This is a genomic window from Ruegeria sp. AH7 (genome assembly GCF_056541325.1).
The window spans coordinates 850,657-875,074 of the sequence record NZ_JBQFYF010000001.1 but is presented as its reverse complement, the minus strand read 5'-3'; the positions used below and the strand labels follow the sequence as shown (position 1 = coordinate 875,074).

General features: G+C 57.1%; 27 protein-coding genes and 2 pseudogenes. 15 read left to right on the top strand and 14 right to left on the bottom strand.

Features of this window, described 5'->3' with window-relative positions; genetic code table 11:
• Positions 1 to 117: pseudogene (locus ACR0JX_RS04475) on the top strand (FAD binding domain-containing protein); the annotation flags it as partial.
• A 49-nt stretch (positions 118 to 166) separates the two neighbouring features.
• Here ACR0JX_RS04475 and ACR0JX_RS04470 read toward each other — a convergent pair.
• Positions 167 to 1,012, bottom strand: coding sequence for a MurR/RpiR family transcriptional regulator (locus tag ACR0JX_RS04470; protein WP_480541722.1), 846 nt, complete (start codon positions 1,010 to 1,012; stop codon positions 167 to 169).
• A gap of 143 nt (positions 1,013 to 1,155) precedes the next feature.
• Here ACR0JX_RS04470 and ACR0JX_RS04465 point away from each other — a divergent pair, with 143 nt between their 5' ends.
• From ACR0JX_RS04465 to ACR0JX_RS04455, 3 genes are all read left to right on the top strand, one after another.
• Positions 1,156 to 1,908, top strand: a complete 753-nt coding sequence (locus ACR0JX_RS04465; RefSeq protein WP_480541721.1) for a beta-keto acid cleavage family enzyme — start codon at positions 1,156 to 1,158, stop codon at positions 1,906 to 1,908.
• Positions 1,905 to 3,221: an aspartate aminotransferase family protein gene (locus ACR0JX_RS04460; protein ID WP_480541719.1), complete on the top strand. Its 1,317-nt coding sequence runs from the start codon at positions 1,905 to 1,907 to the stop codon at positions 3,219 to 3,221. The genes ACR0JX_RS04465 and ACR0JX_RS04460 overlap by 4 nt, the downstream gene beginning before the upstream one ends.
• 78 nt (positions 3,222 to 3,299) lie before the next feature.
• Positions 3,300 to 3,689 carry a hypothetical protein gene (locus tag ACR0JX_RS04455; protein ID WP_480541717.1) on the top strand — a complete coding sequence of 130 codons (390 nt, stop codon included), beginning with the start codon at positions 3,300 to 3,302 and terminating at the stop codon, positions 3,687 to 3,689.
• A gap of 51 nt (positions 3,690 to 3,740) precedes the next feature.
• Here ACR0JX_RS04455 and infC read toward each other — a convergent pair whose 3' ends face one another.
• The 7 genes and pseudogenes from infC to cobA all read right to left on the bottom strand — a co-directional run.
• Positions 3,741 to 4,202, bottom strand: a complete 462-nt coding sequence (infC, locus tag ACR0JX_RS04450; protein ID WP_480541765.1) for a translation initiation factor IF-3 — start codon at positions 4,200 to 4,202, stop codon at positions 3,741 to 3,743.
• 245 nt (positions 4,203 to 4,447) lie between these two features.
• A complete protein-coding gene (locus ACR0JX_RS04445) occupies positions 4,448 to 5,299 on the bottom strand; it encodes a ferredoxin--NADP reductase (RefSeq protein WP_480541715.1) in 852 nt (283 codons plus the stop codon).
• A gap of 106 nt (positions 5,300 to 5,405) precedes the next feature.
• On the bottom strand, positions 5,406 to 5,813 hold the full coding sequence (locus tag ACR0JX_RS04440) for a DUF934 domain-containing protein (protein ID WP_480541713.1): 408 nt from the start codon (positions 5,811 to 5,813) through the stop codon (positions 5,406 to 5,408).
• Positions 5,810 to 6,571: a phosphoadenylyl-sulfate reductase gene (locus ACR0JX_RS04435; RefSeq protein WP_480541711.1), complete on the bottom strand. Its 762-nt coding sequence runs from the start codon at positions 6,569 to 6,571 to the stop codon at positions 5,810 to 5,812. Before ACR0JX_RS04435 ends, ACR0JX_RS04440 begins: the two co-directional genes overlap by 4 nt.
• Positions 6,561 to 8,225 (bottom strand): nitrite/sulfite reductase, encoded by a 1,665-nt coding sequence (locus tag ACR0JX_RS04430; RefSeq protein WP_480541709.1) that lies wholly within the window; start codon positions 8,223 to 8,225, stop codon positions 6,561 to 6,563. Before ACR0JX_RS04430 ends, ACR0JX_RS04435 begins: the two co-directional genes overlap by 11 nt.
• Positions 8,226 to 8,291: 66 nt before the next feature.
• Positions 8,292 to 8,606, bottom strand: a complete 315-nt coding sequence (locus tag ACR0JX_RS04425) for a DUF2849 domain-containing protein (protein WP_170537020.1) — start codon at positions 8,604 to 8,606, stop codon at positions 8,292 to 8,294.
• A pseudogene (gene cobA, locus ACR0JX_RS04420) lies at positions 8,606 to 9,385 on the bottom strand (uroporphyrinogen-III C-methyltransferase); the annotation flags it as partial. The pseudogene cobA and the gene ACR0JX_RS04425, both read right to left, overlap by 1 nt.
• Positions 9,386 to 9,517: 132 nt before the next feature.
• Here cobA and ACR0JX_RS04415 point away from each other — a divergent pair.
• On the top strand, positions 9,518 to 9,997 hold the full coding sequence (locus ACR0JX_RS04415) for an Lrp/AsnC family transcriptional regulator (RefSeq protein ID WP_480541706.1): 480 nt from the start codon (positions 9,518 to 9,520) through the stop codon (positions 9,995 to 9,997).
• A gap of 136 nt (positions 9,998 to 10,133) precedes the next feature.
• On the opposite strand, the gene ACR0JX_RS04410 is transcribed toward ACR0JX_RS04415, so the two are convergent.
• A complete protein-coding gene (locus ACR0JX_RS04410) occupies positions 10,134 to 11,315 on the bottom strand; it encodes a cytochrome P450 (protein ID WP_480541704.1) in 1,182 nt (393 codons plus the stop codon).
• A 47-nt stretch (positions 11,316 to 11,362) separates the two neighbouring features.
• On the opposite strand from ACR0JX_RS04410, the gene ACR0JX_RS04405 reads away from it, so the two are divergent.
• The 7 genes from ACR0JX_RS04405 (at position 11,363) to ACR0JX_RS04375 (ending at position 18,826) form a co-directional block, all read left to right on the top strand.
• Positions 11,363 to 13,096 carry a sensor histidine kinase gene (locus tag ACR0JX_RS04405; RefSeq protein ID WP_480541703.1) on the top strand — a complete coding sequence of 578 codons (1,734 nt, stop codon included), beginning with the start codon at positions 11,363 to 11,365 and terminating at the stop codon, positions 13,094 to 13,096.
• Entirely contained in the window at positions 13,093 to 14,322 is a 1,230-nt protein-coding gene (locus ACR0JX_RS04400) for a sigma-54-dependent transcriptional regulator (RefSeq protein WP_480541701.1), read from the top strand. Before ACR0JX_RS04405 ends, ACR0JX_RS04400 begins: the two co-directional genes overlap by 4 nt.
• A gap of 365 nt (positions 14,323 to 14,687) precedes the next feature.
• On the top strand, positions 14,688 to 15,689 hold the full coding sequence (locus tag ACR0JX_RS04395) for a DctP family TRAP transporter solute-binding subunit (protein WP_480541699.1): 1,002 nt from the start codon (positions 14,688 to 14,690) through the stop codon (positions 15,687 to 15,689).
• 112 nt (positions 15,690 to 15,801) lie between these two features.
• A complete protein-coding gene (locus ACR0JX_RS04390; protein ID WP_480541697.1) occupies positions 15,802 to 16,479 on the top strand; it encodes a TRAP transporter small permease in 678 nt (225 codons plus the stop codon).
• Positions 16,479 to 17,855: a TRAP transporter large permease gene (locus ACR0JX_RS04385; RefSeq protein WP_480541696.1), complete on the top strand. Its 1,377-nt coding sequence runs from the start codon at positions 16,479 to 16,481 to the stop codon at positions 17,853 to 17,855. The genes ACR0JX_RS04390 and ACR0JX_RS04385 overlap by 1 nt, the downstream gene beginning before the upstream one ends.
• A gap of 139 nt (positions 17,856 to 17,994) precedes the next feature.
• Positions 17,995 to 18,306, top strand: a complete 312-nt coding sequence (locus tag ACR0JX_RS04380) for a DMT family transporter (protein WP_170537001.1) — start codon at positions 17,995 to 17,997, stop codon at positions 18,304 to 18,306.
• Positions 18,307 to 18,379: 73 nt separating this feature from the next.
• Positions 18,380 to 18,826 carry a nucleoside deaminase gene (locus tag ACR0JX_RS04375; RefSeq protein WP_480541693.1) on the top strand — a complete coding sequence of 149 codons (447 nt, stop codon included), beginning with the start codon at positions 18,380 to 18,382 and terminating at the stop codon, positions 18,824 to 18,826.
• Between the two features lie 8 nt (positions 18,827 to 18,834).
• Here ACR0JX_RS04375 and tpiA read toward each other — a convergent pair whose 3' ends face one another.
• Positions 18,835 to 19,584, bottom strand: a complete 750-nt coding sequence (gene tpiA / locus ACR0JX_RS04370) for a triose-phosphate isomerase (protein ID WP_480541691.1) — start codon at positions 19,582 to 19,584, stop codon at positions 18,835 to 18,837.
• A 123-nt stretch (positions 19,585 to 19,707) separates the two neighbouring features.
• Between tpiA and ACR0JX_RS04365 the strand changes: the two genes are divergently transcribed.
• Positions 19,708 to 20,619 carry an isopenicillin N synthase family dioxygenase gene (locus ACR0JX_RS04365; RefSeq protein ID WP_480541689.1) on the top strand — a complete coding sequence of 304 codons (912 nt, stop codon included), beginning with the start codon at positions 19,708 to 19,710 and terminating at the stop codon, positions 20,617 to 20,619.
• On the opposite strand, the gene ACR0JX_RS04360 is transcribed toward ACR0JX_RS04365, so the two are convergent.
• Positions 20,616 to 20,981: a HesB/IscA family protein gene (locus tag ACR0JX_RS04360; RefSeq protein WP_170536994.1), complete on the bottom strand. Its 366-nt coding sequence runs from the start codon at positions 20,979 to 20,981 to the stop codon at positions 20,616 to 20,618. The two genes, ACR0JX_RS04365 and ACR0JX_RS04360, sit on opposite strands and share 4 nt — an antisense overlap.
• 228 nt (positions 20,982 to 21,209) lie before the next feature.
• Between ACR0JX_RS04360 and ACR0JX_RS04355 the strand changes: the two genes are divergently transcribed.
• Positions 21,210 to 21,464: a hypothetical protein gene (locus ACR0JX_RS04355; RefSeq protein ID WP_480541687.1), complete on the top strand. Its 255-nt coding sequence runs from the start codon at positions 21,210 to 21,212 to the stop codon at positions 21,462 to 21,464.
• Positions 21,465 to 21,698: 234 nt separating this feature from the next.
• Here ACR0JX_RS04355 and ACR0JX_RS04350 read toward each other — a convergent pair whose 3' ends face one another.
• From ACR0JX_RS04350 to ACR0JX_RS04340, 3 genes are all read right to left on the bottom strand, one after another.
• Complete coding sequence (locus ACR0JX_RS04350; RefSeq protein ID WP_170536990.1) at positions 21,699 to 22,061, bottom strand: SUF system Fe-S cluster assembly protein; 363 nt, start codon at positions 22,059 to 22,061, stop codon at positions 21,699 to 21,701.
• An 89-nt stretch (positions 22,062 to 22,150) separates the two neighbouring features.
• Complete coding sequence (locus ACR0JX_RS04345; RefSeq protein ID WP_480541684.1) at positions 22,151 to 22,429, bottom strand: NfeD family protein; 279 nt, start codon at positions 22,427 to 22,429, stop codon at positions 22,151 to 22,153.
• Positions 22,429 to 23,319: an SPFH domain-containing protein gene (locus tag ACR0JX_RS04340; RefSeq protein WP_480541682.1), complete on the bottom strand. Its 891-nt coding sequence runs from the start codon at positions 23,317 to 23,319 to the stop codon at positions 22,429 to 22,431. The genes ACR0JX_RS04345 and ACR0JX_RS04340 overlap by 1 nt, the downstream gene beginning before the upstream one ends.
• Before the next feature lie 164 nt (positions 23,320 to 23,483).
• Between ACR0JX_RS04340 and ACR0JX_RS04335 the strand changes: the two genes are divergently transcribed.
• On the top strand, positions 23,484 to 24,395 hold the full coding sequence (locus ACR0JX_RS04335) for a nucleoside hydrolase (RefSeq protein ID WP_480541679.1): 912 nt from the start codon (positions 23,484 to 23,486) through the stop codon (positions 24,393 to 24,395).
• Positions 24,396 to 24,418: the final 23 nt, after the last annotated feature.

The window sequence follows — 24,418 nt, the reverse complement described above, 5'->3', positions numbered from 1 at the left end:
TTGATGGGGCTGAAGGTCAACCCGATGAACATGATCGCCGACCTGCACGGCAGCAAAGACTACCGCGCACATCTGGTCTCCGTCATGACCAAACGTGCCGTCCAAGCTTGTAGCTAAGGGGGGCAGCCGAAGAAACAAAAGCCCCGGTGAAAACCGGGGCTTTTTTTCACGTGCGGCGTAGTCTGGGCAATTTTTGCGGCTGCCAATATGCGCCTGTGTCTTCACGGGCTTTCTCATAGGCCTCGACTCGATGAAGGGCATCTTGACCACCTGCAGCAAAGAGATGGCTTAGCAGGCATTCCAGAACGGCCATCGCCCCGGAAAAGCTAGAGAAATGGTGCATTGACCGTGTGCTGATCTGCAAGCTGATATCGGAGCGCACCCCGGGTGCGATCACATCACTATCTGAAATCAGGATGATCCGAATAGCCTTGTCAGCAGCAAAGCGCATGGTGCGGATGGTTTCGGCTGAATAGGGCCTGACTGTAATGGCCAGCAGGCAATCGCCGCTGCCCGCATCCAACAGATCATCTGCAGCAGAGCCCATATGCCGGGGAACCAGCTGCAATCCGGGATGGGCCATGCGACCTGCATAATGAAAGTAATAGGCCAGAGCATAGCTGGCCCGTGTTGCTGTGACAAAGCACCGTTGCGTGTTCAGAATGAGATCTGTTGCGGCCTTGACCCGTTCAGGTTCTACAAGGCGTAGGGATCGGGCGACCACGTTCAACTCATTGCGGGCAAAATCGGCTTGGGCCGCGCTGAACGGCCCTTCGGACGATTGAAGCGATAACCAATCCTGGTGCAGGCGATCCTCTCCATCCGTGACCAGGGCTTGCCGGAACGGGTGGCGGAATGCGTCGTAGCCGTCATAGCCCATCCGTTGGGCAAGGCGGACAAGAACGTTGGAACTGACGCCGATCTTCCGGGCCGTTGTGCGGATCGGATCAAGGCCGAAATCGCCGGGATGATCGATCACATATTTCGCAGCCGCCTGTAGTTGTGGTGGCATGTGATCAATGTCGTGCCGGAGTGTTCTGATCAAATGGCTATACGTATCGGTCATAGGACAAAGAAAACATATGTTTTCAATGTTGCCAATTGAAAACAAGCTGGAACAGAGTAGGTCGAGCTGAGGCAATTGCGGAGGGTCCGGTGGCCACAACCCCTTATATTCTAGTCGCGCCGAATGGTGCCCGGCGTGGACCTGAGGATCACGCCAAGCTGCCGGTTACGTTGGAGCAAACCATAGCGACCGCACGGGCATGTCATATGACGGGGGCGGATGGTCTGCACCTTCACATTCGGGACGCGGATGGGCGTCATTCGCTGGATGCAGCGCGATATCTTGAGGCGGTCGCAGAGCTGAACAGGCAGCTCCCTAAGATGGATGTTCAGATCACGACTGAGGCGGCTGGTCTCTATGATGTTGAGGCGCAGTTTGAGTGTTTGCGCCGAGTGCAGCCGAAATGGGCCTCGATCTCGGTACGAGAAATCGCCCGGCAGCCGGATCTGGCCGAACGCGTCTATGGGCTGTGTCATGATCAGGGCACACGGGTGCAACATATTCTGTATGACGCTGAGGACGCGGCGCTGCTGAACGAATGGCAGAACGCAGGCGTCGTGCGAGACGGGCAGGTGGATCGCCTGTTGGTGCTGGGGCGGTATACGGTCAATAAGGTCTCCTCACCCGAAGATATCGCATCCTTCCCTCAGGATACTTCCCCGTGGATGGTGTGCGCGTTTGGGCCTCTCGAACATGCGTGTCTGGCTGAGGCGGCGCGGCTGGGCGGTGATCTACGGGTTGGATTTGAAAACAGCCTGACAAATTCGGAAGGCCAGCCCTGGCCTGATAATGCAGCCTCGGTCACAGCACTCATCGCTTTGCTTAAAGGAACTTCCCAATGAGCCACGTGTTTCCACGCCATACAAAATCCACCTTGCCCGTCGCGGTTGCTGGAGACGGGTGTTACCTGATCGACGCAGACGGCAAGCGCTATCTGGATTGTGGGGATGCGGCCGTGTCCTGCTTAGGCCATTCCAACCCGGCGGTTATTAAGGCCGTGCAGCAGCAAGTGGAACAGATCGCCTTTGCGCATAGCGGGTTTATGACTTCGGAACCGGCTGAAACGCTGGCGGATTTGCTGATCAAACACGCCCCGTGTGATTTGGAGCGGGTTTACTTTGTATCGGGTGGGTCCGAGGCCACCGAAGCTGCGATCAAACTGGCACGGCAGTACTATCTAGAGATCGGGCAGCCCGAACGCCGCCATGTGATTGCCCGCAAGCAGAGCTACCATGGCAACACGTTGGGCGCGTTGTCAGCGGGCGGCAATGAATGGCGCCGCGCGCAGTTTGCACCGATGTTGATTGGTATGTCCCATATCGCGGCCTGTTACGAATATGCCGAAAAACACGATGATGAGAGCAGCTTTGATTATGGCCAGCGCGTTGCCAATGAGCTTGAGGCCGAAATTTTGCGCCTTGGCCCTGATACGGTGATGGCATTCATGGCAGAGCCGGTGGTGGGTGCGACCTTGGGGGCGGTTCCAGCCGTTGAGGGGTATTTCCAGCGGATTCGGGAGATTTGCGATCAATATGGCGTGCTTTTGATTTTGGATGAGGTCATGTGCGGTATGGGGCGAACCGGCCATCTGTTCGCCTGCGATCATGATCAGGTGAGCCCGGATATATTGTGCATTGCCAAAGGGTTGGGGGCCGGATATCAACCGATCGGTGCGATGCTGTGTACCGGCAAAATCTATGACGCGATCCGGGATGGCTCAGGCTTTTTCCAGCATGGTCACACCTACATCGGCCACCCAGTCGCCACCGCAGCCGCCCTGGCTGTTGTTCAGGAATTGACCTCCCAAGACCTGCCAAAACGCGCCGCGGCGATGGGCGAGAAGCTGGAATCCGCGCTGAACACAGCCTTTGGTCAGCATCCTCATGTGGGGGATATACGCGGGAGAGGCCTGTTCTGGGGCCTGGAGCTGGTGGCTGATCGCGCGACCAAAACCCCGTTTGACCCATCTTTGGGGCTAGCGGGGAAGGTTAAGAAAGCGGCGTTGGCCCAGGGTCTGATTTGTTATCCGATGTCGGGTACCCGCGATGGCAAAACCGGTGATCACATCCTGCTGGCACCACCTTTCATTATCGAAGAGGCCCAGATTGACGAGTTGGTCACCAAGCTTTCGGCGGCGTTGGACGCGTCCCTCTGACAATTCTGTGAGGGGCCTTTCCGCCAGCGAGGGCCTGATTAAGCTCGACCTGAAATAAAGACAGTAAGGTCCTTGAAAATGCTCAGAGATATCTGGATCAGCTTCCGAAACCTTCCGGTCTGGGTTCAAATTTGGATGTCGGCGGTTCTGGTTCCGGCCAATTTGGTGCCGCTGGCGTTTCTGGATCAGCCCTATGGGACGGTGATTGCGGGACTGGCCATTCTGGGGATGGCATTGAACTTGCCTATCATGATGGCAGAGCGTGGTATGTCGCGCGCCATGGCGCTTCCGCATCTGCTGTTCTGGACGCCAATGGTTTTGATCATCGTCTACGTTCTGAACACGCATACCGATCTTCTGCCGATCTACGCGCAGTTTTTGCTGGTGCTGCTGGTGGTCGATCTTATTTCGCTAGGCTTTGACCTGCGAGACGCGATTTTGTGGAACAAAGACCGCAAAAGGCAGTAATGCGCGCGCAAAAAAGCCCCCTTGGCATCAAGGGGGCTTCTGCAATCGGTTTTATTTCTGTGGAAGCGGACCGATCATCATGATCATCTGACGGCCTTCCATCTTGGGCATGTTTTCGATCTTGCCGATTTCCTTAACATCCTCGGCCACCCGTTCCAGAAGCTCACGGCCCAGGTTCTGGTGTGCCATCTCACGACCGCGGAAACGCAGAGTGACTTTGACCTTGTCGCCGTTTTCCAGAAACTTGAAAACGTTGCGCATCTTGACGTCATAGTCATGGGTGTCGGTGTTGGGCCGGAATTTGACCTCTTTCACCTCGATGACTTTTTGCTTCTTACGGGCTTCGGCTTCACGCTTTTGCGTTTCATACTTGAACTTGCCGAAGTCCATGATCTTGCAAACCGGCGGGTTCGCATTGGGCGAGATTTCGACCAGGTCGAGACCAGCTTCGTCAGCAAGTTGCATGGCTTTGGCGGGATGAACCACCCCGACATTTTCGCCTTCAGCGCCAATCAGGCGAATTTCGGGGGCACGGATCTTGTCATTGACGCGCGGTCCAGTGTCTCTCTGCGGCGGCGCGTTGTGGGGTCTGCGAGCTATGGGTTCATTCCTTTGATGATTGCAGAATTTCGAGCCCGGAATTTAGACCGGGCCGGGCAGCGTTTCAAGCAGCATAAACGCCTGTTAGTCGGAAATTCCCGTGAATTATCGCGGGAATCGGCTGGCCGGGTCAGGAAAGGCCCGGCCAGCCGTGTCGATCAGCCGACAAATGCCTTTTCGATCACGAATTCCTTGGGTTCCGAGTTTGCGCCCTCGCGCAGGCCAAACCCTTCCAGGATTTCCTTGATATCCAGGTTAAAAGCCAATGAACCGCAGACCATCGCACGGTCGGTTTCCGGCTTGATGCCACCCTCGATTCCCAGATCGGCAAACACGGTGCCATCTTTCAGCAATTCGGTAATGCGGCCCATCTTAGGACTCTGTTCCCGCGTGGTGGTTGGGTAGTAGCGGATCTTGTCGGTAAAGCCTTCGCCGATCAGCTCGGCCAGCAATTCGTCCTGACGGATGCTGTCGATCAGCTGACGACCATATTCCAACTCGGCCACTTCGCGGCAGGTATGGGTGATGATGATCTCATCGTAGTCCTCATAGGTCTGCGGCTCGCGCAGCAGTGAGGCGAAGGGGGCAAAGCCGGTGCCGGTGGCAAAGAACCACAGGCGCTTGCCAGGCAGCAGGGCGTCATGGACCAATGTGCCAACAGGCTTGGGCCGCAGGATGATCTGGTCACCCGGTTTGATGTGCTGCAGCTTCGATGTCAGCGGGCCGTTCTGTACCTTGATCGAATAGAATTCCAGTTCTTCATCCCACGAAGGCGAAGCGATCGAATAGGCGCGCAACAAAGGCTTCTGACGACCGGTCTTGGGGTCCGGGTCGCCCATCAGGCCGATCATCACGAACTCGCCCGAGCGGAACCGCAGCGTTGCCGGGCGCGACACTTTGAACGAGAACAGGCTGTCGGTCCAATGCTTCACATCGGTCACGGTCTGCGCGTCGGGCAGAACGGGGGCCTTTACGGCGGTTGCTTCACTCACGGGTTTCATCTCTGTCATCGTTTCACTGCCGGTTTGTTAAACCGACATCTCCGTTTAATCTTTGATCCAGGTCAGGAAAAGGGGACAGATTGCCCCCGGTTCTGGTTGGCCGGTGATGGCGGGTTTAGCCGCGCAGGCGGGCCTGATAGTTGTTGTCTTGCCAATCGGCACGCGCCAGCCATTGATCTTCAGGTTGTCGGGCAGCCAGTGCGTTGTCGATTTCAACCTCGTCAAAGCCGCTGCGACGCGCCATGGCGTACTGGTCTGCAAGGACATGACCCTTTGCGCGCAAACGACCAGTAAAGCCTTTCAGGCGCAGAACACGAGCAATAGTGAAGCCGCGCCCATCCGCCGAGGATGGAAAGTCCACGCGTACCATCTTGGCGCCGCCCAGGCGATCAATCAGCTCATCCGGGTCGGTGTCCGAGGCCACATCCAGCGCCACAACGTCATTTGCGGCGTCTTCCAGTGTGACGAACCCGTCGGTCCAGTCATCGGGGGCAAAGCCCTCATCGTTTACGATTACGTTCATGTTGTCTCTCCGGCGCGCACCATCTTGCCATCGACAAAATGAATGCCGCATTCTTCCTTGCTCTGGTCGCGCCAGCGTCCGGCGCGGGGGTCTTCGCCTTCTTTGACCGGCGAGGTGCAGGGCGCACAGCCGATCGAAGGGTATCCTTTGGCCACCAGCGGGTGCCGGGGCAGATTGTTTTCGTCCATATAGGTGCGCACATCTTCGGGCGCCCAATGGGCCAGCGGGTTCACCTTGATCCGGCCCGTTCCATCCTCGACCTCGAAGAAATCGAGCGCGGCGCGGGTGCCGGACTGGAATCTCTTGCGCCCGGTAATCCAGCCGCAATACCCGGTCAATGCCTGTTGCAGCGGGAAGGTCTTGCGCAGGTTGCAGCACGCATCCGTATCCCGTAGGCGCAGCGCGCCATAGGGGTCTTCCCGCTGAATGTCCTGATCATCCGCGCGGACGATATGAACGTTTTTCAGGCCCAGACGCTCGCTGACCTCCTGCTGGTATTCCAGCGTTTCGGTGAACAGCATCTGCGTGTCCACAAACAGCACCGGGGTCATCTTGTCGACCACCGCCGCCATATGCAGCAACACCACCGATTCCGCCCCAAAGCTTGAGACGAGGGCAAGCCTCTCGATCAATTCAATGGCTCCATGCATCACGTCATGGGCAGAGTGATGGCGGAACCGGGCATTCAGCGTATTAACCTTTTCGGTCAGTTCACGCCGATCCTTGCCCAGCTCCGTCTGGATTAGATCAAGCGGCATTCGCCTGTGCCTCGGGGTAGAGTGCGGCCTTGAACGGCGCCATTCCAACGCGGCGGTAGGTTTGCAGGAACTCCTCTTCCGCGCTATCGCGCAGTTCAAGATAGGTGTCCACGATGCGTTCCACAGCAGGTACGATCTCATCATAGGCAAAGCCCGGACCCGTGCGGTCGCCGATAGCCGCGGTTTCGGTGCCGTCACCACCCAGGGTGATCTGGTAGTTTTCGACGCCTGCACGATCCAGCCCCAGAATACCGATATGGCCGACATGGTGATGACCACAGGCGTTGATGCAGCCCGAGATCTTGATCTTCAGGTGGCCGATATCATGTTCCAGCTTCAGCTCGTCAAAACGGGTCGCGATCTCTTGCGCAACCGGGATCGAGCGGGCCGTCGCCAGCGCGCAATAGTCCATGCCGGGGCAGGCGATGATGTCGCTAATCAGACCGATATTGGCCGTCGCCAGGTCGTATTCCTTCAGCTTCGCATGGATAGCCGGCAGGTCAGATTTGTGGACATGCGGCAGGATCACGTTCTGCTCATGGCTGATGCGCAGTTCGTCATAGGCGAAGGTTTCGGCCAGATCCGCCATCACGCGCATCTGCTCGGCAGTTGCATCGCCGGGCGTCTGGCCGTGCTTCTTAATCGAGATCGTCACGATCGCATGGTTCGCATCCTTGTGCGGCGCGATGTTGGTGTCGACCCAAGACCGGAAGACCGGATCGTTGGTATAGGCGCTTTCGAACGAGGCAACCGAGCCCTGACGGAAATCAGGCGCTGCAAAGTGACCCTTGATCTCTTCCAGCAGGTTCATGTCGGCTCCCTTGAACTGCGGGCGGACCTGCAGGAAACGTTCGTTAACCTTGGCGCGGATAGCGTCGATGCCATGCTCATGCACTGTGATCTTGATACGTGCCTTGTACTTGTTGTCGCGGCGGCCGATCTGGTTCCATACGGAAACGGTGGCTTCGAGATAGGCCAGCAGATCGTCAAAGGCGACGAATTCGGACAGTTCTTTACCGATCATCGGGGTACGGCCCAGGCCACCACCCACGATAACGCGGGCCCCCAGTACGCCATCACGCTCGACCAGTTGCAGGCCGATGTCATGCGCCTTGATCACGGCACGGTCGTTTTCCGAGCCGGTGATGGCGATCTTGAACTTACGCGGCATGAACTGGAATTCCGGGTGGTCAGTCGACCACTGGCGCAGCAGTTCGGCATAGGGGCGCGGGTCGGCGATCTCATCCGCGGCGGCACCGGCGAAATGATCAGCAGTCACGTTGCGGATGGTGTTGCCCGAGGTCTGGATGGCGTGCATGCCAACCTCGGCCAGCGCGTCCAGCATATCGGGCACGTCGTTCAGTTTCGGCCAGTTATACTGGATGTTCTGACGGGTGGTGAAATGGCCATAGCCCTTGTCCCACTTCTCGGCCAGCAGAGCCAGTTGGCGCATCTGCGCGCTGTTCAGCGTGCCATAGGGAATGGCGACGCGCAGCATGTAGGCGTGCAGCTGCAGATACAGGCCGTTCATCAGGCGCAGGGGTTTGAATTCATCTTCGGTCAGCGAGCCGTCAATACGACGCTCAACCTGCGCGCGGAACTGTTTGTTGCGCTCTGCCAGGAATGCTGTGTCGAACTCGGAGTAGCGATACATATCTAGCTGTCCTTAGTTGCAGCCCCGAAACCCGGGGCCTTGAAGGGGGGAGAGAAGGGCCGGAAATCAGGCCCGGGGCTGCGTTTCAGTTTCCTGCTTGCCATGGGCATAGTTCGAAGGTCCGGTACGGCGGAACTCCTCACGGAAATGGGTGGGTTCGGGGCCGTTGTCCCCTGCGACCGCATCGGCCAGGTAGGCGCCAACAATCTTGTTGGCCTGACGGGCCGCATCCAGCAGACGCACCTGCGCGTGGGCCTCATCGGTGATCAGCTCGGCCTCTGACAGCTCACGCGACCAGCGGTCATCCTCGGTCTGATAGATCACATCGCCTTCCAACAGGTCATTGGCGGTGACAACTTTGGGGGTAAAAGCGCGGGCCATCAGGCAAGCTCCTTATTGAATTCGGTCAGGGCCTCAGCTGCTTGACGCGGGGCAAGGCCATAGAATGTCAGCACCGGGCCATCCATTTCGGCGGCGCTCAGGTCGATGGGCAATTGATCCAGATTGGTGGTCAGAACGCGCTGATCGGGGCGCGAGGCGTTTTCGACCAATGTGATCGGGGTCGTGCGATCCGCGCCATGCATGATCAGACGGCCCTGAATGAAACGCGCGGATTTTTTGCCCATATAGATCGCGGCAACCGAGCCATTGCGGGCAAGCGCAGACCAATCGTGATCGGCAAAGCCTTTCATGTCATGCCCGGTCAGAAAGCGAACCGAAGAATTACGACCGCGGCGGGTAAGACTTTGGCCAATTCCTGCAACAGCGGCAGACGCGGCTGTGATGCCCGGAACGATGCTCCAATGGATCCCAGCAGCATCGACGGCGTCGATTTCTTCATCCAGCCGTCCGAACACAGTGGGGTCACCGGATTTGAGGCGCACGACGCGGTTGCCTTTCAGCGCATAGTCGACCAGAAGCGCGTCGATATCTTCCTGTTTCCAGGAGGGTCCAAACCCGGCTTTTCCAACATCGACGAGAGTCGCCGTCTGACCGGCAAGCGCCAGAATCTCTGCGCTGATCAGTCGGTCATGCAGGACAACATCAGCGCGCATAAAGGCTTTGAGGGCCTTTTTCGTCAGCAGGTCCGGATCGCCGGGCCCGGCGCCGACAAATTCAACATATCCTGTTGTGCGTTCGAACTGCATCAGATCGTCCAGAGCGTGGTTTGACTTGCCCCTCAATATAGGAAATATTCCCATCAAAGCGCCATATTGGTGATCAAATAAGGACAAATGTTCTAATGATTGAAAATGGCGGGACGTAGGTTCTAGATTCGAAGGAAAACCGGAATGACGGTGCGGATAGACAGCACAGATCGGAAAATTTTGGCAGAGTTGCAGCGCGATGCCAGTCAGTCGCTGGATGAAATAGCGGCCAATGTAGGCAGTTCCAAGACGCCTGTTTGGAATCGAATCCGTAAACTAAAAAGTGCTGGCATTATTGGCCAGCAAACGGTTTTGCTGGATGCTGAGGCGTTGGGTTTTGAGGCAACATTCTTTGTTCTGATCCGGACCTCGGAGCATGAGGCAGACTGGCAGCGCAAGTTCCTGAAAGCGCTACGGGATCAGCCCGAAGTGCAAGAGGCGCACCGCCTAGCTGGGGATATCGATTACATCCTGAAGGTTCGGGTTAAAAATGCCCGTGCCTATGATCAGTTCTATCAATCCCTGATCGCTGAAGTGCGTGTGCACAACGTCACTGCGCTGTTGTCGATGGAAGAGATAAAATCAACAACAATGCTTCCCTTGAACGCATTGGCGGTCGATTAAGCTGCTAGGGGGCTCTGCCCCCGCCGCCCCTAACGGGGCGACTCCCCCCGGGATACTTTGGGCCAGATGAAGTCTGGATCCCCTGTTCATCTGGCCAAAAATATCCCCGCCGGAGGCATCGCGCGGCACGCGCGATTCAGTATTGAACCATCAGTTTTTCCAAGCCGTGGAAATGGTAGCTGTTTGAAAATTGCGGAGGTTCGGTCAATTGCAAATCGGGGCATTTGTCGAACAAGATTGGCAAGGCGATGCGCATTTCAAGCCGGGCGAGCGGCGCGCCGACGCAGAAGTGAAGACCGCCCCCAAAGCTGGAATTGGTTTGGACGGGCCGAGTTGGATCGAAGAGGGTTGGATCAGGCCAAACCGCGGGGTCTCGATTGGCCGCCCCGAGCAGCAATGCCAGCTGATCGCCGCGTTTGAATGGGTGACCGAAGACCTCGATGTCTTCATAGGCGTAGCGTGTGAACATATGTAGGGGCGGGTCGTAGCGCAGGATTTCTTCGACCGTGGAGTCTATGGCATCAGATGCGAGCGCAGTCGGGGCGGTTTGAGTTTGTAGTAGAGTTTTTACCCCATTGCCGAGCGAATGCACCGTTGCCTCATGCCCGGCGTTCAAAAGCAGGATACAGGTCGAGACCAGTTCATCCGTCGAGAGTTTCTCTCCTTCCTCCTCAGCTGCAATCAGGCGGGTGATCAGATCATCGCGCGGGTCCGAGCGTCGTTGATCGATGTAGCCCAGAAGGAAATTGGCAAACTCGCGCGAGGATTGCGCCGCCCGATGTTCTGTTTCGATCGTTCGGCTGGCCTGGTACATGGCGACCATGTCATGGGACCAGCGCAGAAGATCTGGGGCCATTGCCTCGGGTACACCGAGAAGGCGGCAGATTGTGATGACCGGAACTTGGGTGCAGTAAGCCTGCAGCAGGTCGAACGGCGTATCAGGAAAGTGATCGATCAGTTCATGGCAGAGCGTTTCGATGGAAGGCGCAAGGCTGGTAATAGCCCGAGAGGTAAAGGCGCGGGTAACCAAAGCGCGCAGGCGCGTGTGGCGGGGCGGTTCAGTTTCGAGCAGCGAATGCGCTTCGACCGCAAGCCACGGGGCCAGATGATCTGGCGCGGGTTGGGCGTGTTCGAGTGGAACTTCACGGCCAAATCGTCTGTCACGAAACAGCGCCTGCACAGCTTTGTGTGAGACTGCCGCGACCATCCGGTAGTCCTCCCAATAGAATAGATCGCCACAGGCGCGGGCCGTGTCGTAGAACGGGTACGGGTTTTGGACAAAAGTAGGGTCGGTCGGGGATTGTGACAGGGTCTTCATGTCGCGCAGACTTGCCATCGAGCGTGGTGAATGCAAGACCCTATGTCATGCAGAGGCTTTGGGTCATTGTCGGATTCCTGTTGGCGGTTGGTTTGCTATCGACGGCTGTCTGGTCTTATGGGTATCGGCAAGCCCTGTCGCAGCTGAGTCAAAAGGCTGAGGCCGATCTTGAATTGGCGGCTGACCGGTTGAGTACGCAGATGCAGGTCTACCAAGAGCTTGCTGTCCTGATGGCGAACCATCCGACGCTGCAAGAGCTCAGTACCCCTGAGCAAGAACTGGCGGCACGTCTGATGCTGCTGGATGTGGCGGACAAGACTGCCGCGATCAACATGATTTATCTGGATCAGTCGGGCCGGGTTCTGGCATCCGCAAAGCCCGTGGGGCCGCGTAGTATGGCCGAGCATCCCGCATTCAGGCGCGCCCTGCAGGGGGCCATGGGCAGCGCGCATGGGGTTGAGCCGGAGAGCGGAAACAGGATCTATTCCTATGCTGCGCCCAGTTTTGGCCCCGCCGGGCAGGTTGTCGGCGCCCTGATGGTTGTCGCGGATGTGCAGGATGTGGAACAGACCTGGCGCGGCAGTACCGAGGCGGTATTTTTTGTGGACAATGACGGGGTTGTTTTTATCTCGAACCGGTCCGATCTTTTGTTCTGGTCACGTGCCGAGGGGCAACGGGGGCTCACGCCGCCCGATGGGACCTCGATTGATTTTGCCACGTCCTGGGTGGATGGGCATGAGTTATGGTCGTTGAACTGGGGTCGTTACCTGCCTCGGCGGGCTTTGCATCTGACACTTGATCTGCCCGTGATTGACATGACGGCTGAAGTGCTGGTGGACGTGGCCCCGGCGCGGCGTTTGGCTGGGCTGCAGGCGGCGGCGGTTGCAGCGATCTGTCTGGCCTTTGGAGCCTTGCTGTTTCTGGCAACCGAGCGACGGCGCACGCTGGCCGAGGCAAATACGGTGCTCGAAGGCCGCGTGGCGAAACGAACGCGTGATCTGACCACGGCCAATACGGCCCTTCGGCGCGAAGTGGCAGAGCGGCAGGAGGCTGAAGCGGCGCTGAAAAAGGCTCAGGCAGATTTGGTTCAGGCCGGCAAACTCAGCGCTTTGGGTCAGATGTCGGCAGGCATCAGTCATGAGTTGAACCAACCGTTGATGGCAATCCAGCAATTTGCGGACAATGGCGCGGCTTATATGGAGCGCGGGCAGGGCGAAAAAGCCGGGAAAAACCTCGGGCGTATCTCAGAAATGGCGGCACGCATGGCGCGGATCATCAAGAACCTCAGGGCTTTTGCTCGTAATGAGAGCGAGCCTATGGGGAAGGTCGATCTGGTGCAGGTCATCCAGTCGGCAATCGAACTGACCGAGCCTCGCCTGCGAGAGGAGCAGGTGACACTAGACTGGTCGCCTCCCTCACATCCCGCGAACGCCTGGGGTGGAGAGGTCCGTCTGGCGCAGGTTTTTGTGAATCTGATCAACAACGCTATCGATGCCATGGACGGTCAGGTGGACAAACGGATCAGTATTCAGATCGATAACGGGGATCGTCTGGTTGTGTTCATCCGCGATACAGGCCCGGGGATCGAAGATCCGGACAAGCTGTTTGAACCCTTTTACACTACAAAATCTGTAGGCTCGTCCGAAGGTTTGGGGCTTGGGCTGTCGATCTCTTACGGATTGGTGCAAAGCTTTGGCGGCAATATCCGGGGTGCGAACGCGGAAGGTGGTGCTGTATTCAGCGTGGAACTGGAGCATTTTGCAGAGGGTAAGGTGGCATGACGCGCAAAGTGCTTTTGGTGGACGATGACGCGGCGGTGCGCGAGGCGTTGTCACAGACGCTGGAGCTGGCGGAATGTGAGCCTCTGTCCGTGGGATCGTTTGTGGCAGCCAAGGATCATATACGCGCCGATTTTCCGGGTGTGATCCTGTCAGATATTAGAATGCCGGGGCGGGATGGGTTTCATCTGTTGGCCTATGCGCATGAGATTGACCCAGACCTGCCGGTTGTCCTGCTGACAGGTGAAGGCGATATTCCGATGGCAGTAAAAGCCATGGGGCAGGGTGCTTTCGATTTTCTGGAGAAGCCCTGCGCCGCTGCTGATTTGCTGACCGTGCTCGAACGCGCATTTTCGGCACGCTGTGAAGTTCTGCGTGAGCGTGCGCTAAAAACCGAGTTGGAGCGTGGCGACCCAGCGGCACGGTTGCTGTTTGGTTTGTCCGCGCAGGCAGCGGCTTTGCGTGACCGGGTTCGCAATGTTGCAATGACCGGCGCCGAGGTTTTGGTCACCGGTCCGCCGGGCAGCGGCATATCCAAGGTCGCGGAGGTGGTGCATCTGATGTCGCCCGTTGCCCAGGGATCGTTTGTGAAACGCCCAGCCTCGGGGCTGAGCGCTGATGATCTGGCGCAAAGTGCTGCTTCTGCTGTCGGCGGGTCGTTGTTTCTGGACGAGATATCGGCGCTGCCGGTGGCAACCCAATACGCCGCGCTTGAGCTGATGGAACAGGGCACTGAGACGCGAATTATCGCGGGAACAACGGCTGATCTGTCAGCGCTTTCAGACCAGGGTCAGTTCAACGCCGATCTCTTCTATCGGTTGGATGTGATGCGGGTGCGTATTCCGTCACTGGCAGAACGGCCTGAAGATATTCCTGTCATCTTCCGCCACTATGTAGCGCAAGCGGCTGAACAGGCAGGCATTCCCGAGCCAGAGATCACTTCGGAACACCTTGCCTCGCTGATGGCGCGTGATTGGCCGGGCAATGCGCGGTCTCTGATGTCGGCAGCGATGCGTTTTGTTCTGGGGATGCCGGACGATGTGGCGCAAGCGGCTGAGCTTGGGCTCAGCGATCAGATGGCGCGGGTCGAACGATCGTTGCTGATTGCTGCGTTAGGGCGGCACAATGGCAAAGCTTCGGATGCGGCAAAAGCACTGAAACTGCCACGCAAGACGTTTTATGACAAACTCACGCGGTACCAGATCAAACCGGAAGACTACCGAAGATAAGCAGGTACTCCCGCCAGCTTAACCCGCATGTCATGCGGGCAAGTTGTTGGGCCGGGCAGCCCGCTGGAGCGGGCTGCGGTCGGTGCGTTTGGGGATCAAATGCGATTCGTACCAATTGATTCGAAATCCGTGCGAAAATCCGCACATACAAGATTTCTGATGTGCGGATTTTCGCACAAGCGAGTTGCCTTGTGTAAAGGGGCGGTTCGGGATGAAGTTTAAAATATTGTTATTAAATATAAAAATAGAGGGGTGACTATAGTCGATCAAATCGTTGTGCCGTTAGAGTTGATTCGTTTGACTGCCCGGCATGCGGTGCCCGTGTGGCACCTATTGAACTGTTTTGAAGTCAGGGAGGAAGACAGATGAAACTTCTAGCAACCGCCGCGACGGCGATGGCGCTTACGGTAACCGCCACAGCAGGCATGGCGGCCTGTGATGACGGCGAGATTGTCGTTAAATTCGCGCATGTGACCAATACCGACAAACACCCCAAGGGCATCGCTGCCTCGCTGCTGGAGCAGCGCGTCAATGACGAGATGCAGGGCGTGATGTGCATGGAGGTCTATCCGAACTCCACCCTCTACAACGATGACAAAGTGCTTGAGGCGATGCTGCAGGGCGATGTGCAATTGGCCGCGCCATCGCTGTCGAAGTTCGAGAAATTCACCAAGCAGTTCCGCCTGTTTGACTTGCCGTTCATGTTCAAGAACATCGATGCTGTGGATGCGTTCCAAGCATCAGCAGATGGTCAGGCGATGAAAGACAGCATGCAGCGCCGTGGCCTGCAGGGGCTGGCCTTCTGGCACAATGGCATGAAGCAGATGTCGGCCAACAAGCCTTTGGTTGATCCGTCCGATGCGGATGGACTGAAGTTCCGTGTGCAATCTTCGGACGTTCTGGTTGCTCAGATGGAAGCCATTGGCGGCAGCCCGCAGAAAATGGCGTTCTCGGAAGTCTATGGCGCGCTGCAGCAGGGCGTTGTGGACGGGCAGGAGAACACTTGGTCGAACATCTACGGCAAGAAGTTCTTTGAGGTGCAGGACGGCATCACCGAGACCAATCACGGTATCATCGACTATCTGGTTGTGACCTCGGTGGACTGGCTGGACAGCCTGGACCCGGAAGTGCGTGACCAATTCACGACCATTTTGACCGAAGTGACCGAGCAGCGGAATAAAGAAGCCTTTGCCGTGAACGAAGAGGCTAAAGCGTCAATCACAAATGCGGGTGGTATCATCCGCGAGTTGAACCCCGAACAACGTCAGGCCTGGGTCGATGCGATGAAGCCCGTTTGGGATCAATTCGCCGGTGACGTAGGTCAGGACAAGATCGACGCCGCTCAGGCGATCAACGCCGGGTTCTGATCCGGATCGGGCCACGCGTCGGGGGACAGGGGAGTATTCGACGCGCAGGCCGGGCGGGCTGTGAAAGCCCGCCCGCTATCACTCTCATCACAAAAATTGCGGGGACAGAAAGATGTCTGGTGCGAAATCCGGCCCGACCGGGCTGGTCGACCATATCGAAGAAACCCTGATTGCATTGCTGCTGGGCCTGATGACGGCCGTGACGTTTGCCAATGTGATCGCTCGGTTCTTCTTTAATTCTAACATTCTATGGGCGCTGGAGCTGACAGTGTTCATGTTCGGCTGGCTGGTTCTGCTGGGCGCATCTTATGCGGTGAAAAAGCACGCGCATCTGGGCGTTGATGCGATCCTGAACATGCTGGCCCCGGCACCGCGTCGCGTATTGGCGCTGATTGCCGTCGCTTGTTGTCTGATTTTCTCGCTTTTGCTGTTGAAAGGGTCCTATGACTACTGGGCGGTGTTCGCGGATTTGCCGCCCACATCAGGCCGCTGGTTTCCCACGGGTCTGAATTTTGATGCGCGCAGTCAGAGCTTTTACGAAGTTGACGATATCCCGATGATCGCTCCGCTGCGGTTTCTGGAGGGCCTGATCAACTACGGCGAATACTACGAAAAACTTCCCAAGGTCGTTCCTTACTTCATCCTACCCCTGTCGATGCTGCTGCTGGTGATCCGCTTTGCGCAGGTCGCCGTTCAGATCTGGCGTGGTGAGACCGACCGCCTGGTCGCCAGTCACGAGGTGGAGGACGAGATCGAAGAGGTCCGGGCTCAGCAAGGAGAGCACAACTAATGGACGTCGTACTTCTCTTTTCAATGGTCATTGGCCTCCTGCTGATCGGTGTACCGATTGCCGTGGCTTTGGGCCTCAGCTCGACCCTGTTCCTGCTGATCTATTCCGACAGTTCATTGGCTTCGGTCGCAGGAACGCTGTTTGAGGCGTTCGAGGGGCACTTTACCCTTCTTGCGATCCCGTTCTTCATTCTGGCTTCGTCCTTCATGACAACAGGTGGCGTGGCGCGGAGGATCATCCGGTTCTCGATTGCCTGTGTGGGGCATCTGCCGGGTGGTCTGGCGATTGCGGGTGTATTTGCCTGTATGCTGTTTGCTGCACTATCAGGGTCGTCGCCTGCGACCGTGGTTGCCATCGGCTCGATTGTCATCGCCGGGATGCGTCAGGTTGGCTATTCCAAGGAATTTGCCGCCGGTGTGATCTGTAACGCGGGCACTCTGGGCATTCTGATCCCGCCGTCGATTGTGATGGTTGTCTACGCTGCGGCCGTCGAGGTTTCGGTCGGGCGGATGTTTCTGGCCGGTGTCATTCCGGGCCTGATGGCCGGTCTGATGCTGATGATCACCATCTATGTCATGGCCAAGGTTAAGAATTTGCCGAAGGGCGATTGGAAGGGCTGGGGCGAAATCTTCGTCTCGGCGCGCGAGGCAGGCTGGGGCTTGTTCCTGATCGTGATCATCCTGGGCGGTATCTATGGTGGTATCTTCACACCAACCGAGGCCGCAGCCGTGGCCGCTGTCTACGCCTTCTTGATTGCCAGCTTTGTCTACAAGGATATGGGGCCGCTCAGCACGGAAGAAGGGACTGCGAATATCTCGCTGTTCAAGAAGCCCCACGCGCTGATCACAGCGTTCTTCCATCCTGACACCAAGCACACGCTGTTCGAGGCTGGTAAGCTGACCGTCACGCTGCTGTTCGTCATCGCCAATGCGCTGATCCTGAAGCATGTTTTGACTGACGAACAGGTGCCGCAGCACATTGCCGAGGCGATGTTGTCTGCTGGTTTGGGTCCTGTAACCTTCCTGATCGTGGTGAATGTGATCCTGCTGATCGGTGGTCAGTTCATGGAACCTTCGGGCTTGTTGGTGATCGTTGCACCTTTGGTTTTCCCGATCGCTATCGAGCTGGGCATCGACCCGATCCATTTGGGCATCATCATGGTGGTGAACATGGAGATCGGGATGATCACACCGCCGGTTGGTCTAAACCTGTTCGTGACCTCTGGCGTTGCCGGCATGCCGATGATGAGCGTCGTGAAGGCTGCGCTGCCTTTCCTGGCGGTGCTGTTCGTCTTCCTGATCATGGTGACGTATATACCGTGGATTTCGACCTTCCTGCCGAACTCGGTCATGGGGCCTGAAATCATAACGAACTAGCGTGTGGCTGGCCGGGCAGCAGATGTTGCCCGGCCGGACTTGAACCCCGGGACAGGGATACATATCTCTGTTTCAGAGGACGACCTCCCCACCACGGGCAGATCATGCGGGACGGCCCGCTTTGATATGGGGTCACCTCATGGCATGGATTATGCTTGTTTTTGCCGGAATACTAGAAATTGTTTGGGCGGGTGCGATGAAGCAATCCGCTGGTTTTACACGGCTGTGGCCGACCGCGATCATGGGCGTTTCGATGATCGGGTCGTTTGGACTACTGTCGCTGGCGATGCGAGACCTGCCGCTAGGCACCGCTTACACGATCTGGGTCGGTATTGGTGCGGTTGGCGCGTTTGTGGTTGGCGTCACCGTGTTGGGTGAAGCGCTGACTCCTATGCGCTTGTTGGCCGCGGCCCTCATCATTGCGGGGATCGTAACTATGAAGCTGGCGTGATGGCGGCGTTGACGCCTGCATCTGTATTCGTCACGCTGCTTACAAAACACCGATCCGAGGAGGTTTGCTCGACATGATGACAGACACCGACATGCGCCTACTGCGCATTGCCTATGATGAGGCGAAAGCGGGGTTTGACGAAGGTGGCTGCCCCATCGGGTCGGTGTTAGCCCGGGGTGGAGAGGTTGTGTCCAGAGGGCGCAACCAACGGGTGCAGCGTGGTGACCCGATCGCCCATGGCGAAATGGATGCCTTGCGCAAAGCGGGGCGACAGAAGACCTATCGCGATACGGTCCTCTATACCTCTTTGTCACCCTGCATGATGTGTGCGGGCACCATCGTGCAATTCGGAATCCCACGCGTAGTGATCGGGGACACTCAGAACTTTGGCGGTAATGAAGCGTTTCTGCGTGAACGCGGCGTTGAGGTTGTCTTAGCCGAAGACCCAGAATGTATCGACTTGATGAAGCGGTTTATCGCGGAGAAGCCCGAGCTTTGGGCGGAAGATATCGCTGAGTAACATCCGTCTCACATCGCACACAATGCGTCGACAATGCCCGAGAAATCATCTGCTTTCAGACTTGCGCCGCCCACCAGCGCGCCATCCACATTCGAAACGCCAAATATCTCAGCTGCGTTCGACGGCTTGACTGAGCCACCGTAAAGCACGCGCACTGAACGGCCGACACCCTCGCCAAATCGGCGTTCAAGACGGGCACGAATGAAATCGTGTACGGCCCCAATCTCGTCCAGCGTTGGAACTTTGCCGGTGCCAATGGCCCAGATCGGTTCATAGGCGATGATCAGGTTCTCGCCAGTGGATTGATCGGGGATCGAGCCTGACATCTGACCGCCAATGATGTCCAGCGTGTTGGCCGCTTCGCGCTGTTCCAAGCTTTCACCGACGCAGATGACGGCTTGCAGCCCTGCGTCCATGACAGCACGGGCCTTTGCGCGGATATCTTCATTTTGCTCGCCATGGTCCACACGGCGTTCCGAATGGCCCAGGATCACCGCTGAGGCGCCCGCATCCCGCAGCATCTCGGCGCTGATGTCGCCGGTGTGTGCCCCCGTGCTTTCCGCGTGGCAATCCTGGCCACCAACGGCCACACCAGAACTTTCGACGGTTGTCGCAGCACGCTCTAGCAACGTGGCTGGCGGGCAGATCAAGATATCGACTTCGGGCGTTGGATAGCGCGCTGCCAATGCTTCAAGCTCGGCAAGGGCCGCGCCGGTTCCGTTCATTTTCCAGTTTCCCGCCGCCAGCTTGCGCCGCATATCCGTTTCTCCTGCTAGATCCGCGATTTGCCTTTCGGATAGCACCGTTGATCGGAGCTTACAATTCAGGTTGCAGTTCCGGCTGCACCTCGGCACGGTCCGCCGTGATTCGGTGAGGGCGCCATGATTGATAATCTTGATCTCGAAAAACTGGATAGCCGCGATAAGGACGAACTTGCCCGGCTTCAGCAAGCCATCGGGCAGGTGGGTTTTTTAACCATCGGGAATACCGGGCTGAGCGCTGAACGGGTGCAGCAGGTGATTTCGACTTACTTCGACTTCTTCCGGCTGCCTGAGCAGGATAAGAAACTGGTCGATATGGCTGCGACCGGGTCAAACCGGGGGTGGGGCGCGCCGAAATCCGAACAGGTGGATCCGAACGCCAACCCGGATTTCAAAGAGGTCTTTGATTGCGGCTATGAACTGCCTGAACTGAGCCCGTATCGCGCGCGCAAACTAAGCGTCTATGCGCCGAACCAGTGGCCCGAGGCACCGGAAAGCTTCGAGCAGACCATCCGTGCCTACTATGCGGATGCGTGTGGTGTAGCAATGCGGGTACTACGCGCCATCGCCGTGGCCCTGGGTCGAGATGCTGACAGTTTCGACACGGCCTTTGACACACCAATGGCTCTGCTGCGCGGGAACTATTATCCGCAGCGGCCTATCTGGGCGGGCGAGAAGGATTTCGGTATTGGGGCCCATACCGATTATGGCTGCCTGACCCTGCTGGCGACCGACGGAACCGCAGGCCTGGAAGTTCGTATGCCCGACGGGACCTGGGAAAAGGTCGAGGCCGCGCCGGGTACGTTCATCATCAACTTTGGTGAAATGCTGGAGTTCTGGACCGCAGGTCGCGTCAAGGCGACCGAGCATCGGGTGGTTGGCGGGGCTCATGAACGGATTTCGGTCCCGTTGTTCTTTAACCCGTCCTACGACACCAATGTTGCGCCGCCTGAGTCAGATCAGGTGATTTCGGCAGGTGAGCACCTGACGAAACGCTTCAACGAAACCTACGTGCATTTAAAGTCGGCCTAAGCCTGCGAAGACAGGCTTTCGTCAAATTTGATTGACTCGCCGCATCCGCAGGCGTCGACCACGTTCGGGTTTCTGAACTTGAAACCGGATTCAAGCAGCGAGACCTCATAGTCAATCTCGGTGCCGAACAGGAACATCTGCGCCATCGGGGCGATCATCACGCGTGCGCCATCTTGCTCGACGACCTCATCATGGGGGTCGGCCTCATCCACATAGTCCATCGTGTATTCCATGCCAGCGCAGCCGCCCTTTTTAACGCCGATGCGCAGACCGGCATGCCCACCTGTTGTCATCAGGCGGGTGATCTGCTCTGCAGCCTTGGGCGTCATGGTCACGGCTTGTTTGCCGGGAATGCCGAACATCTGTGTCTCCGTCGTCGCGCGTTTGTTCTAATCTAGGCCCGACACGGGCCGGGCTCAAGAGAGCGCGCATTCAATTTCTGTTTCCGCTGCGGGTTGTCATCGGTGGCTGCGTCGCTTTAGCCTGCGAGCAGACTGTTTTGAAAGAGGTCAGACGCGATGACGGTGCAACACATAGTTAGAAAAAGCATCTTGATGGGTTTGCTCTGCTTCGCTGTTGCGCAACCGGCGATGGCTGCCGATGATACAAAGCGGCATCCAGTTAACTGCGCGACCGCACCCGGTGATTTACGCGCGATCGCGGCTGAGAAACGACATGCTGAAGATCAGCAGGTCGAAAGTGTTGTTTCGATTCTGCCTGCTGGCGCTCTGCTGGGTCTGGTGACGGGAACTGAAAACAAACATCTTAAGATGTTAGCAGGCGACTATATCAAACAGCTTGATGCACGCGCGGCCGAGATCAGATCGACTTGTGGCATACCATAAGTGTTAGTTAGACAATGAAAAAGACCGCTCTCGGGCAAGAGCGGTCCAAATTCGGGGCCGAGCGACGGGGGGGCGGCGCATTGGTCACGGCCCAAGTGCATCACTACGTTCAACCTGTGCGATTGTAGATGCGCCGTATATGTCCCGCAGCAATGTGACAGCCGACACACAGCAAGGTAACGCAAAAGCTAATGTTTTGTGACAATCAGCCTTCAGCAGGCTGTTCAGGCCAAATTACATAAAGCCGAGTTCTAGCCGCGCTTCGTCGGACATCATGTCCATGCCCCAAGGGGGTTCCCATGTTAGTTCGACATCAACTTCTTTCACGCCAGCCACGGGTTCGATGGCTTCGACAATCCAGCCTGGCATTTCCCCGGCGACCGGGCATCCGGGTGCGGTCAGGGTCATGATGACTTTGACGGCATTATCTTCCTTGATGTCGATTGTGTAGATCAGGCCCAGATCATAGATATTGACTGGAATTTCAGGGTCATAAACCGTTCGGCACGCATCCACCACTTGATCGTATAGAGGATGTTCGATTGTCGAGGGCGCAATCAAGGGTGCACCTTCAAACTGTTCGCTGGGATGGGTCATCATTGCCTCGGGTCAGTTGCCTGACTTTTTATATAGGGAATGGCCTGCCCAGCGTCCAGTCATGCCGTCCGGGCAATGCCAGAATGGTGTCAGTCATTGATATCGTGCTGGAAGGTTTTCACTTGGCCATGCGGCAGCGCGAACAGCTTACGCAGGATCAGCCAGGCAATCAGGGATAGAACCGCAAAGATCAGCAACAGGATGGGCAGCGACGGCGCGACTCCGGGGATGACCAGAATTAAACCTGTGATCGCGGCTCCGATTGCAAAGCCCAGAAAGATGAACCCGGGCAGAACCAGTTCCAGTATGCCGAGCGCCAAGGCGCCCGCCAACCAGATCCACCATGTCAACCAAAAGGGATCAGCCATTACTTTGCTCCTTTCAGCATCTTAAACGCATCTCCAAATGCTTCCAAGGCGTTGGCCGGAACAACGATAGTCTGTTTGCCCGAACCATTGCCTAATGCGTTGAGCGATTCCACCTGTTTCAGGGCAACTTGGTACTGGGCGGCCTCAATCCCGTTGTCCTGAATGGCCTTGGCCACGACACCGGTAGCATAGGCTTCGGCATCGGCCTGAATGCGGCGCGCTTTGGCCGATTGCTCGGCGGCATAAAGTTCAGCATCTGCCTGCAGCTCTACCGCGCGTTTTTGACCTTCCGCCTCGGTCACCTGCGCACGGCGCGCACGTTCGGCGTTCAACTGCTGTAACATCGCGTCCCGTGTTGCTTGGTCAAGGTTCACGTCCAGAATTTCTGCACGCGTCACCTCAATCCCCCAGTCATCCACGGCAGTTTCAACGCTTTCCTGAATGCGGTTTATCAGTTGGGCTCGGTTCGATTGAACCTCATCCAGATCCATTTTACCGATTTCCGCCCTGACGATACCGGCGACGGTGGTGGCAATCGCGCCGTCCACATCGCGGATACGGTAGACAGTCTTTTCCGGCTCCAGAATCCGGTAGAAGACCGAGGTGTCGATCTGCACCAACACGTTGTCCTTGGTAATCGCGTCCTGCGTTGCATTTGGCAGCTGACGTTCCAGGATCGAGATCTTGTGGCGTGCAACATCCAGAAACGGAACAATAAAGTTGATGCCGGGCCCCAGCACCGAGTGCAAACGCCCGAACCGTTCGACTACGTATTTCTCAGATTGCGGCACGATTTTAATGCCCTTGAGAATAACGATAACGACCAGGACGGCGCCAAGCAGGTAGATAATGTTCGATGAAAGCAATCCGATAATCTGCTCTTCTGTCATATCTGTCCTCTTTTATTGTGTACTATAGTATACATTAGGGGATTGAGTCGCCCGTTTTCAACTCTGGTATGGCGCGAATGCAGTTGGATGCAAATAGTGTAGCGCCTGAGCGAAGACGACAGTGATCGCTTTGCATCTGCATTTGACTGCGGTATCGGGGCGGAATGAAACTGATAATTGATACAGACCCCGGCATCGATGACGCGATGGCCATCGCTTACGCTGCTGCGGCACCCGAGATTGACCTGATCGGTCTGACAACGGTTTTTGGCAATACACATGTCAACCAATCCAGCCGGAACGCCCGGTTTCTGGTCGACAAATTGGGTTTGGATATCCCTGTTGCCCAAGGCGCGAGCGCGGCTCATGGCAAAGACGATCACAGCCCATCCGAGCATGTGCACGGGCCAGAAGGCTTTGGTGATCTGACCGATATCCCCGAGATCGGGCAGAACCACGACCTGACAGCGGCTGAGTTTCTGGTCGAAATGGCGCACGAACATGCTGGTGAACTGGTGATCTGTGCCATCGGTCCGCTCACCAATATCGCCGATGCTATAGCGCTGGACCCGCAGTTTTCAAAGAAACTTGGCCGCTTGGTGATCATGGGCGGCGCGGTCTATTGCCCCGGAAACATCACCCCGCATGCCGAAGCCAATATCTATCACGATGTGCATGCCGCTGATGCGGTCTTTGCCGCGCCGCCCGAAACGGTTCTGGTGGGTTTGGATGTGACGCTGAAAACGCTGTATCAAAACGCCGATTTTGAGGCGCTGTCGCAGAAATCATCCGATATGGGTGTGTTCCTGCGGGATATCTCCAAGTTCTATTTGCAGTTCTACAAGGAGATCGGCGGCCTGGATGGCTGTGGCCTGCATGACTCGACTGCCGTGATCGCCTGTACCCATGACCATATGTTCGATTTGGTTCAAACAGGTTTGCAGGTGACTACCGAAGGAGATGCGTTGGGCGCGACAATACCGAAGGATGGCCGTCCACCCGTGACCGTATGTCGAGATGTGGATGGGGCAGGGGTGGTTGACCTCTTCACGGCCCGGGTCGCCTCGCTGCCCTGACGGGTTGCAATGCATCAGCGGAT

What these genes read in the sequence shown, in the direction of transcription:
- ACR0JX_RS04470 (WP_480541722.1), bottom strand. Translation starts at nt 1,012, where the DNA reads ATGCCACCACAACTACAGGCGGCTGCGAAATATGTGATCGATCATCCC.
- tpiA (WP_480541691.1), bottom strand. Translation starts at nt 19,584, where the DNA reads ATGCGGCGCAAGCTGGCGGCGGGAAACTGGAAAATGAACGGAACCGGC.
- ACR0JX_RS04385 (WP_480541696.1), top strand. Translation starts at nt 16,479, where the DNA reads ATGGACGTCGTACTTCTCTTTTCAATGGTCATTGGCCTCCTGCTGATC.
- ACR0JX_RS04345 (WP_480541684.1), bottom strand. Translation starts at nt 22,429, where the DNA reads ATGGCTGATCCCTTTTGGTTGACATGGTGGATCTGGTTGGCGGGCGCC.
- ACR0JX_RS04425 (WP_170537020.1), bottom strand. Translation starts at nt 8,606, where the DNA reads ATGGCCCGCGCTTTTACCCCCAAAGTTGTCACCGCCAATGACCTGTTG.
- ACR0JX_RS04400 (WP_480541701.1), top strand. Translation starts at nt 13,093, where the DNA reads ATGACGCGCAAAGTGCTTTTGGTGGACGATGACGCGGCGGTGCGCGAG.
- ACR0JX_RS04340 (WP_480541682.1), bottom strand. Translation starts at nt 23,319, where the DNA reads ATGACAGAAGAGCAGATTATCGGATTGCTTTCATCGAACATTATCTAC.
- ACR0JX_RS04405 (WP_480541703.1), top strand. Translation starts at nt 11,363, where the DNA reads ATGCAGAGGCTTTGGGTCATTGTCGGATTCCTGTTGGCGGTTGGTTTG.
- ACR0JX_RS04435 (WP_480541711.1), bottom strand. Translation starts at nt 6,571, where the DNA reads ATGCCGCTTGATCTAATCCAGACGGAGCTGGGCAAGGATCGGCGTGAA.
- ACR0JX_RS04365 (WP_480541689.1), top strand. Translation starts at nt 19,708, where the DNA reads ATGATTGATAATCTTGATCTCGAAAAACTGGATAGCCGCGATAAGGAC.
- ACR0JX_RS04410 (WP_480541704.1), bottom strand. Translation starts at nt 11,315, where the DNA reads ATGAAGACCCTGTCACAATCCCCGACCGACCCTACTTTTGTCCAAAAC.
- ACR0JX_RS04355 (WP_480541687.1), top strand. Translation starts at nt 21,210, where the DNA reads ATGGCTGCCGATGATACAAAGCGGCATCCAGTTAACTGCGCGACCGCA.
- ACR0JX_RS04350 (WP_170536990.1), bottom strand. Translation starts at nt 22,061, where the DNA reads ATGACCCATCCCAGCGAACAGTTTGAAGGTGCACCCTTGATTGCGCCC.
- ACR0JX_RS04445 (WP_480541715.1), bottom strand. Translation starts at nt 5,299, where the DNA reads ATGACAGAGATGAAACCCGTGAGTGAAGCAACCGCCGTAAAGGCCCCC.
- ACR0JX_RS04390 (WP_480541697.1), top strand. Translation starts at nt 15,802, where the DNA reads ATGTCTGGTGCGAAATCCGGCCCGACCGGGCTGGTCGACCATATCGAA.
- ACR0JX_RS04395 (WP_480541699.1), top strand. Translation starts at nt 14,688, where the DNA reads ATGAAACTTCTAGCAACCGCCGCGACGGCGATGGCGCTTACGGTAACC.
- ACR0JX_RS04455 (WP_480541717.1), top strand. Translation starts at nt 3,300, where the DNA reads ATGCTCAGAGATATCTGGATCAGCTTCCGAAACCTTCCGGTCTGGGTT.
- ACR0JX_RS04415 (WP_480541706.1), top strand. Translation starts at nt 9,518, where the DNA reads ATGACGGTGCGGATAGACAGCACAGATCGGAAAATTTTGGCAGAGTTG.
- ACR0JX_RS04380 (WP_170537001.1), top strand. Translation starts at nt 17,995, where the DNA reads ATGGCATGGATTATGCTTGTTTTTGCCGGAATACTAGAAATTGTTTGG.
- ACR0JX_RS04375 (WP_480541693.1), top strand. Translation starts at nt 18,380, where the DNA reads ATGATGACAGACACCGACATGCGCCTACTGCGCATTGCCTATGATGAG.
- ACR0JX_RS04460 (WP_480541719.1), top strand. Translation starts at nt 1,905, where the DNA reads ATGAGCCACGTGTTTCCACGCCATACAAAATCCACCTTGCCCGTCGCG.
- ACR0JX_RS04335 (WP_480541679.1), top strand. Translation starts at nt 23,484, where the DNA reads ATGAAACTGATAATTGATACAGACCCCGGCATCGATGACGCGATGGCC.
- ACR0JX_RS04440 (WP_480541713.1), bottom strand. Translation starts at nt 5,813, where the DNA reads ATGAACGTAATCGTAAACGATGAGGGCTTTGCCCCCGATGACTGGACC.
- ACR0JX_RS04360 (WP_170536994.1), bottom strand. Translation starts at nt 20,981, where the DNA reads ATGTTCGGCATTCCCGGCAAACAAGCCGTGACCATGACGCCCAAGGCT.
- ACR0JX_RS04430 (WP_480541709.1), bottom strand. Translation starts at nt 8,225, where the DNA reads ATGTATCGCTACTCCGAGTTCGACACAGCATTCCTGGCAGAGCGCAAC.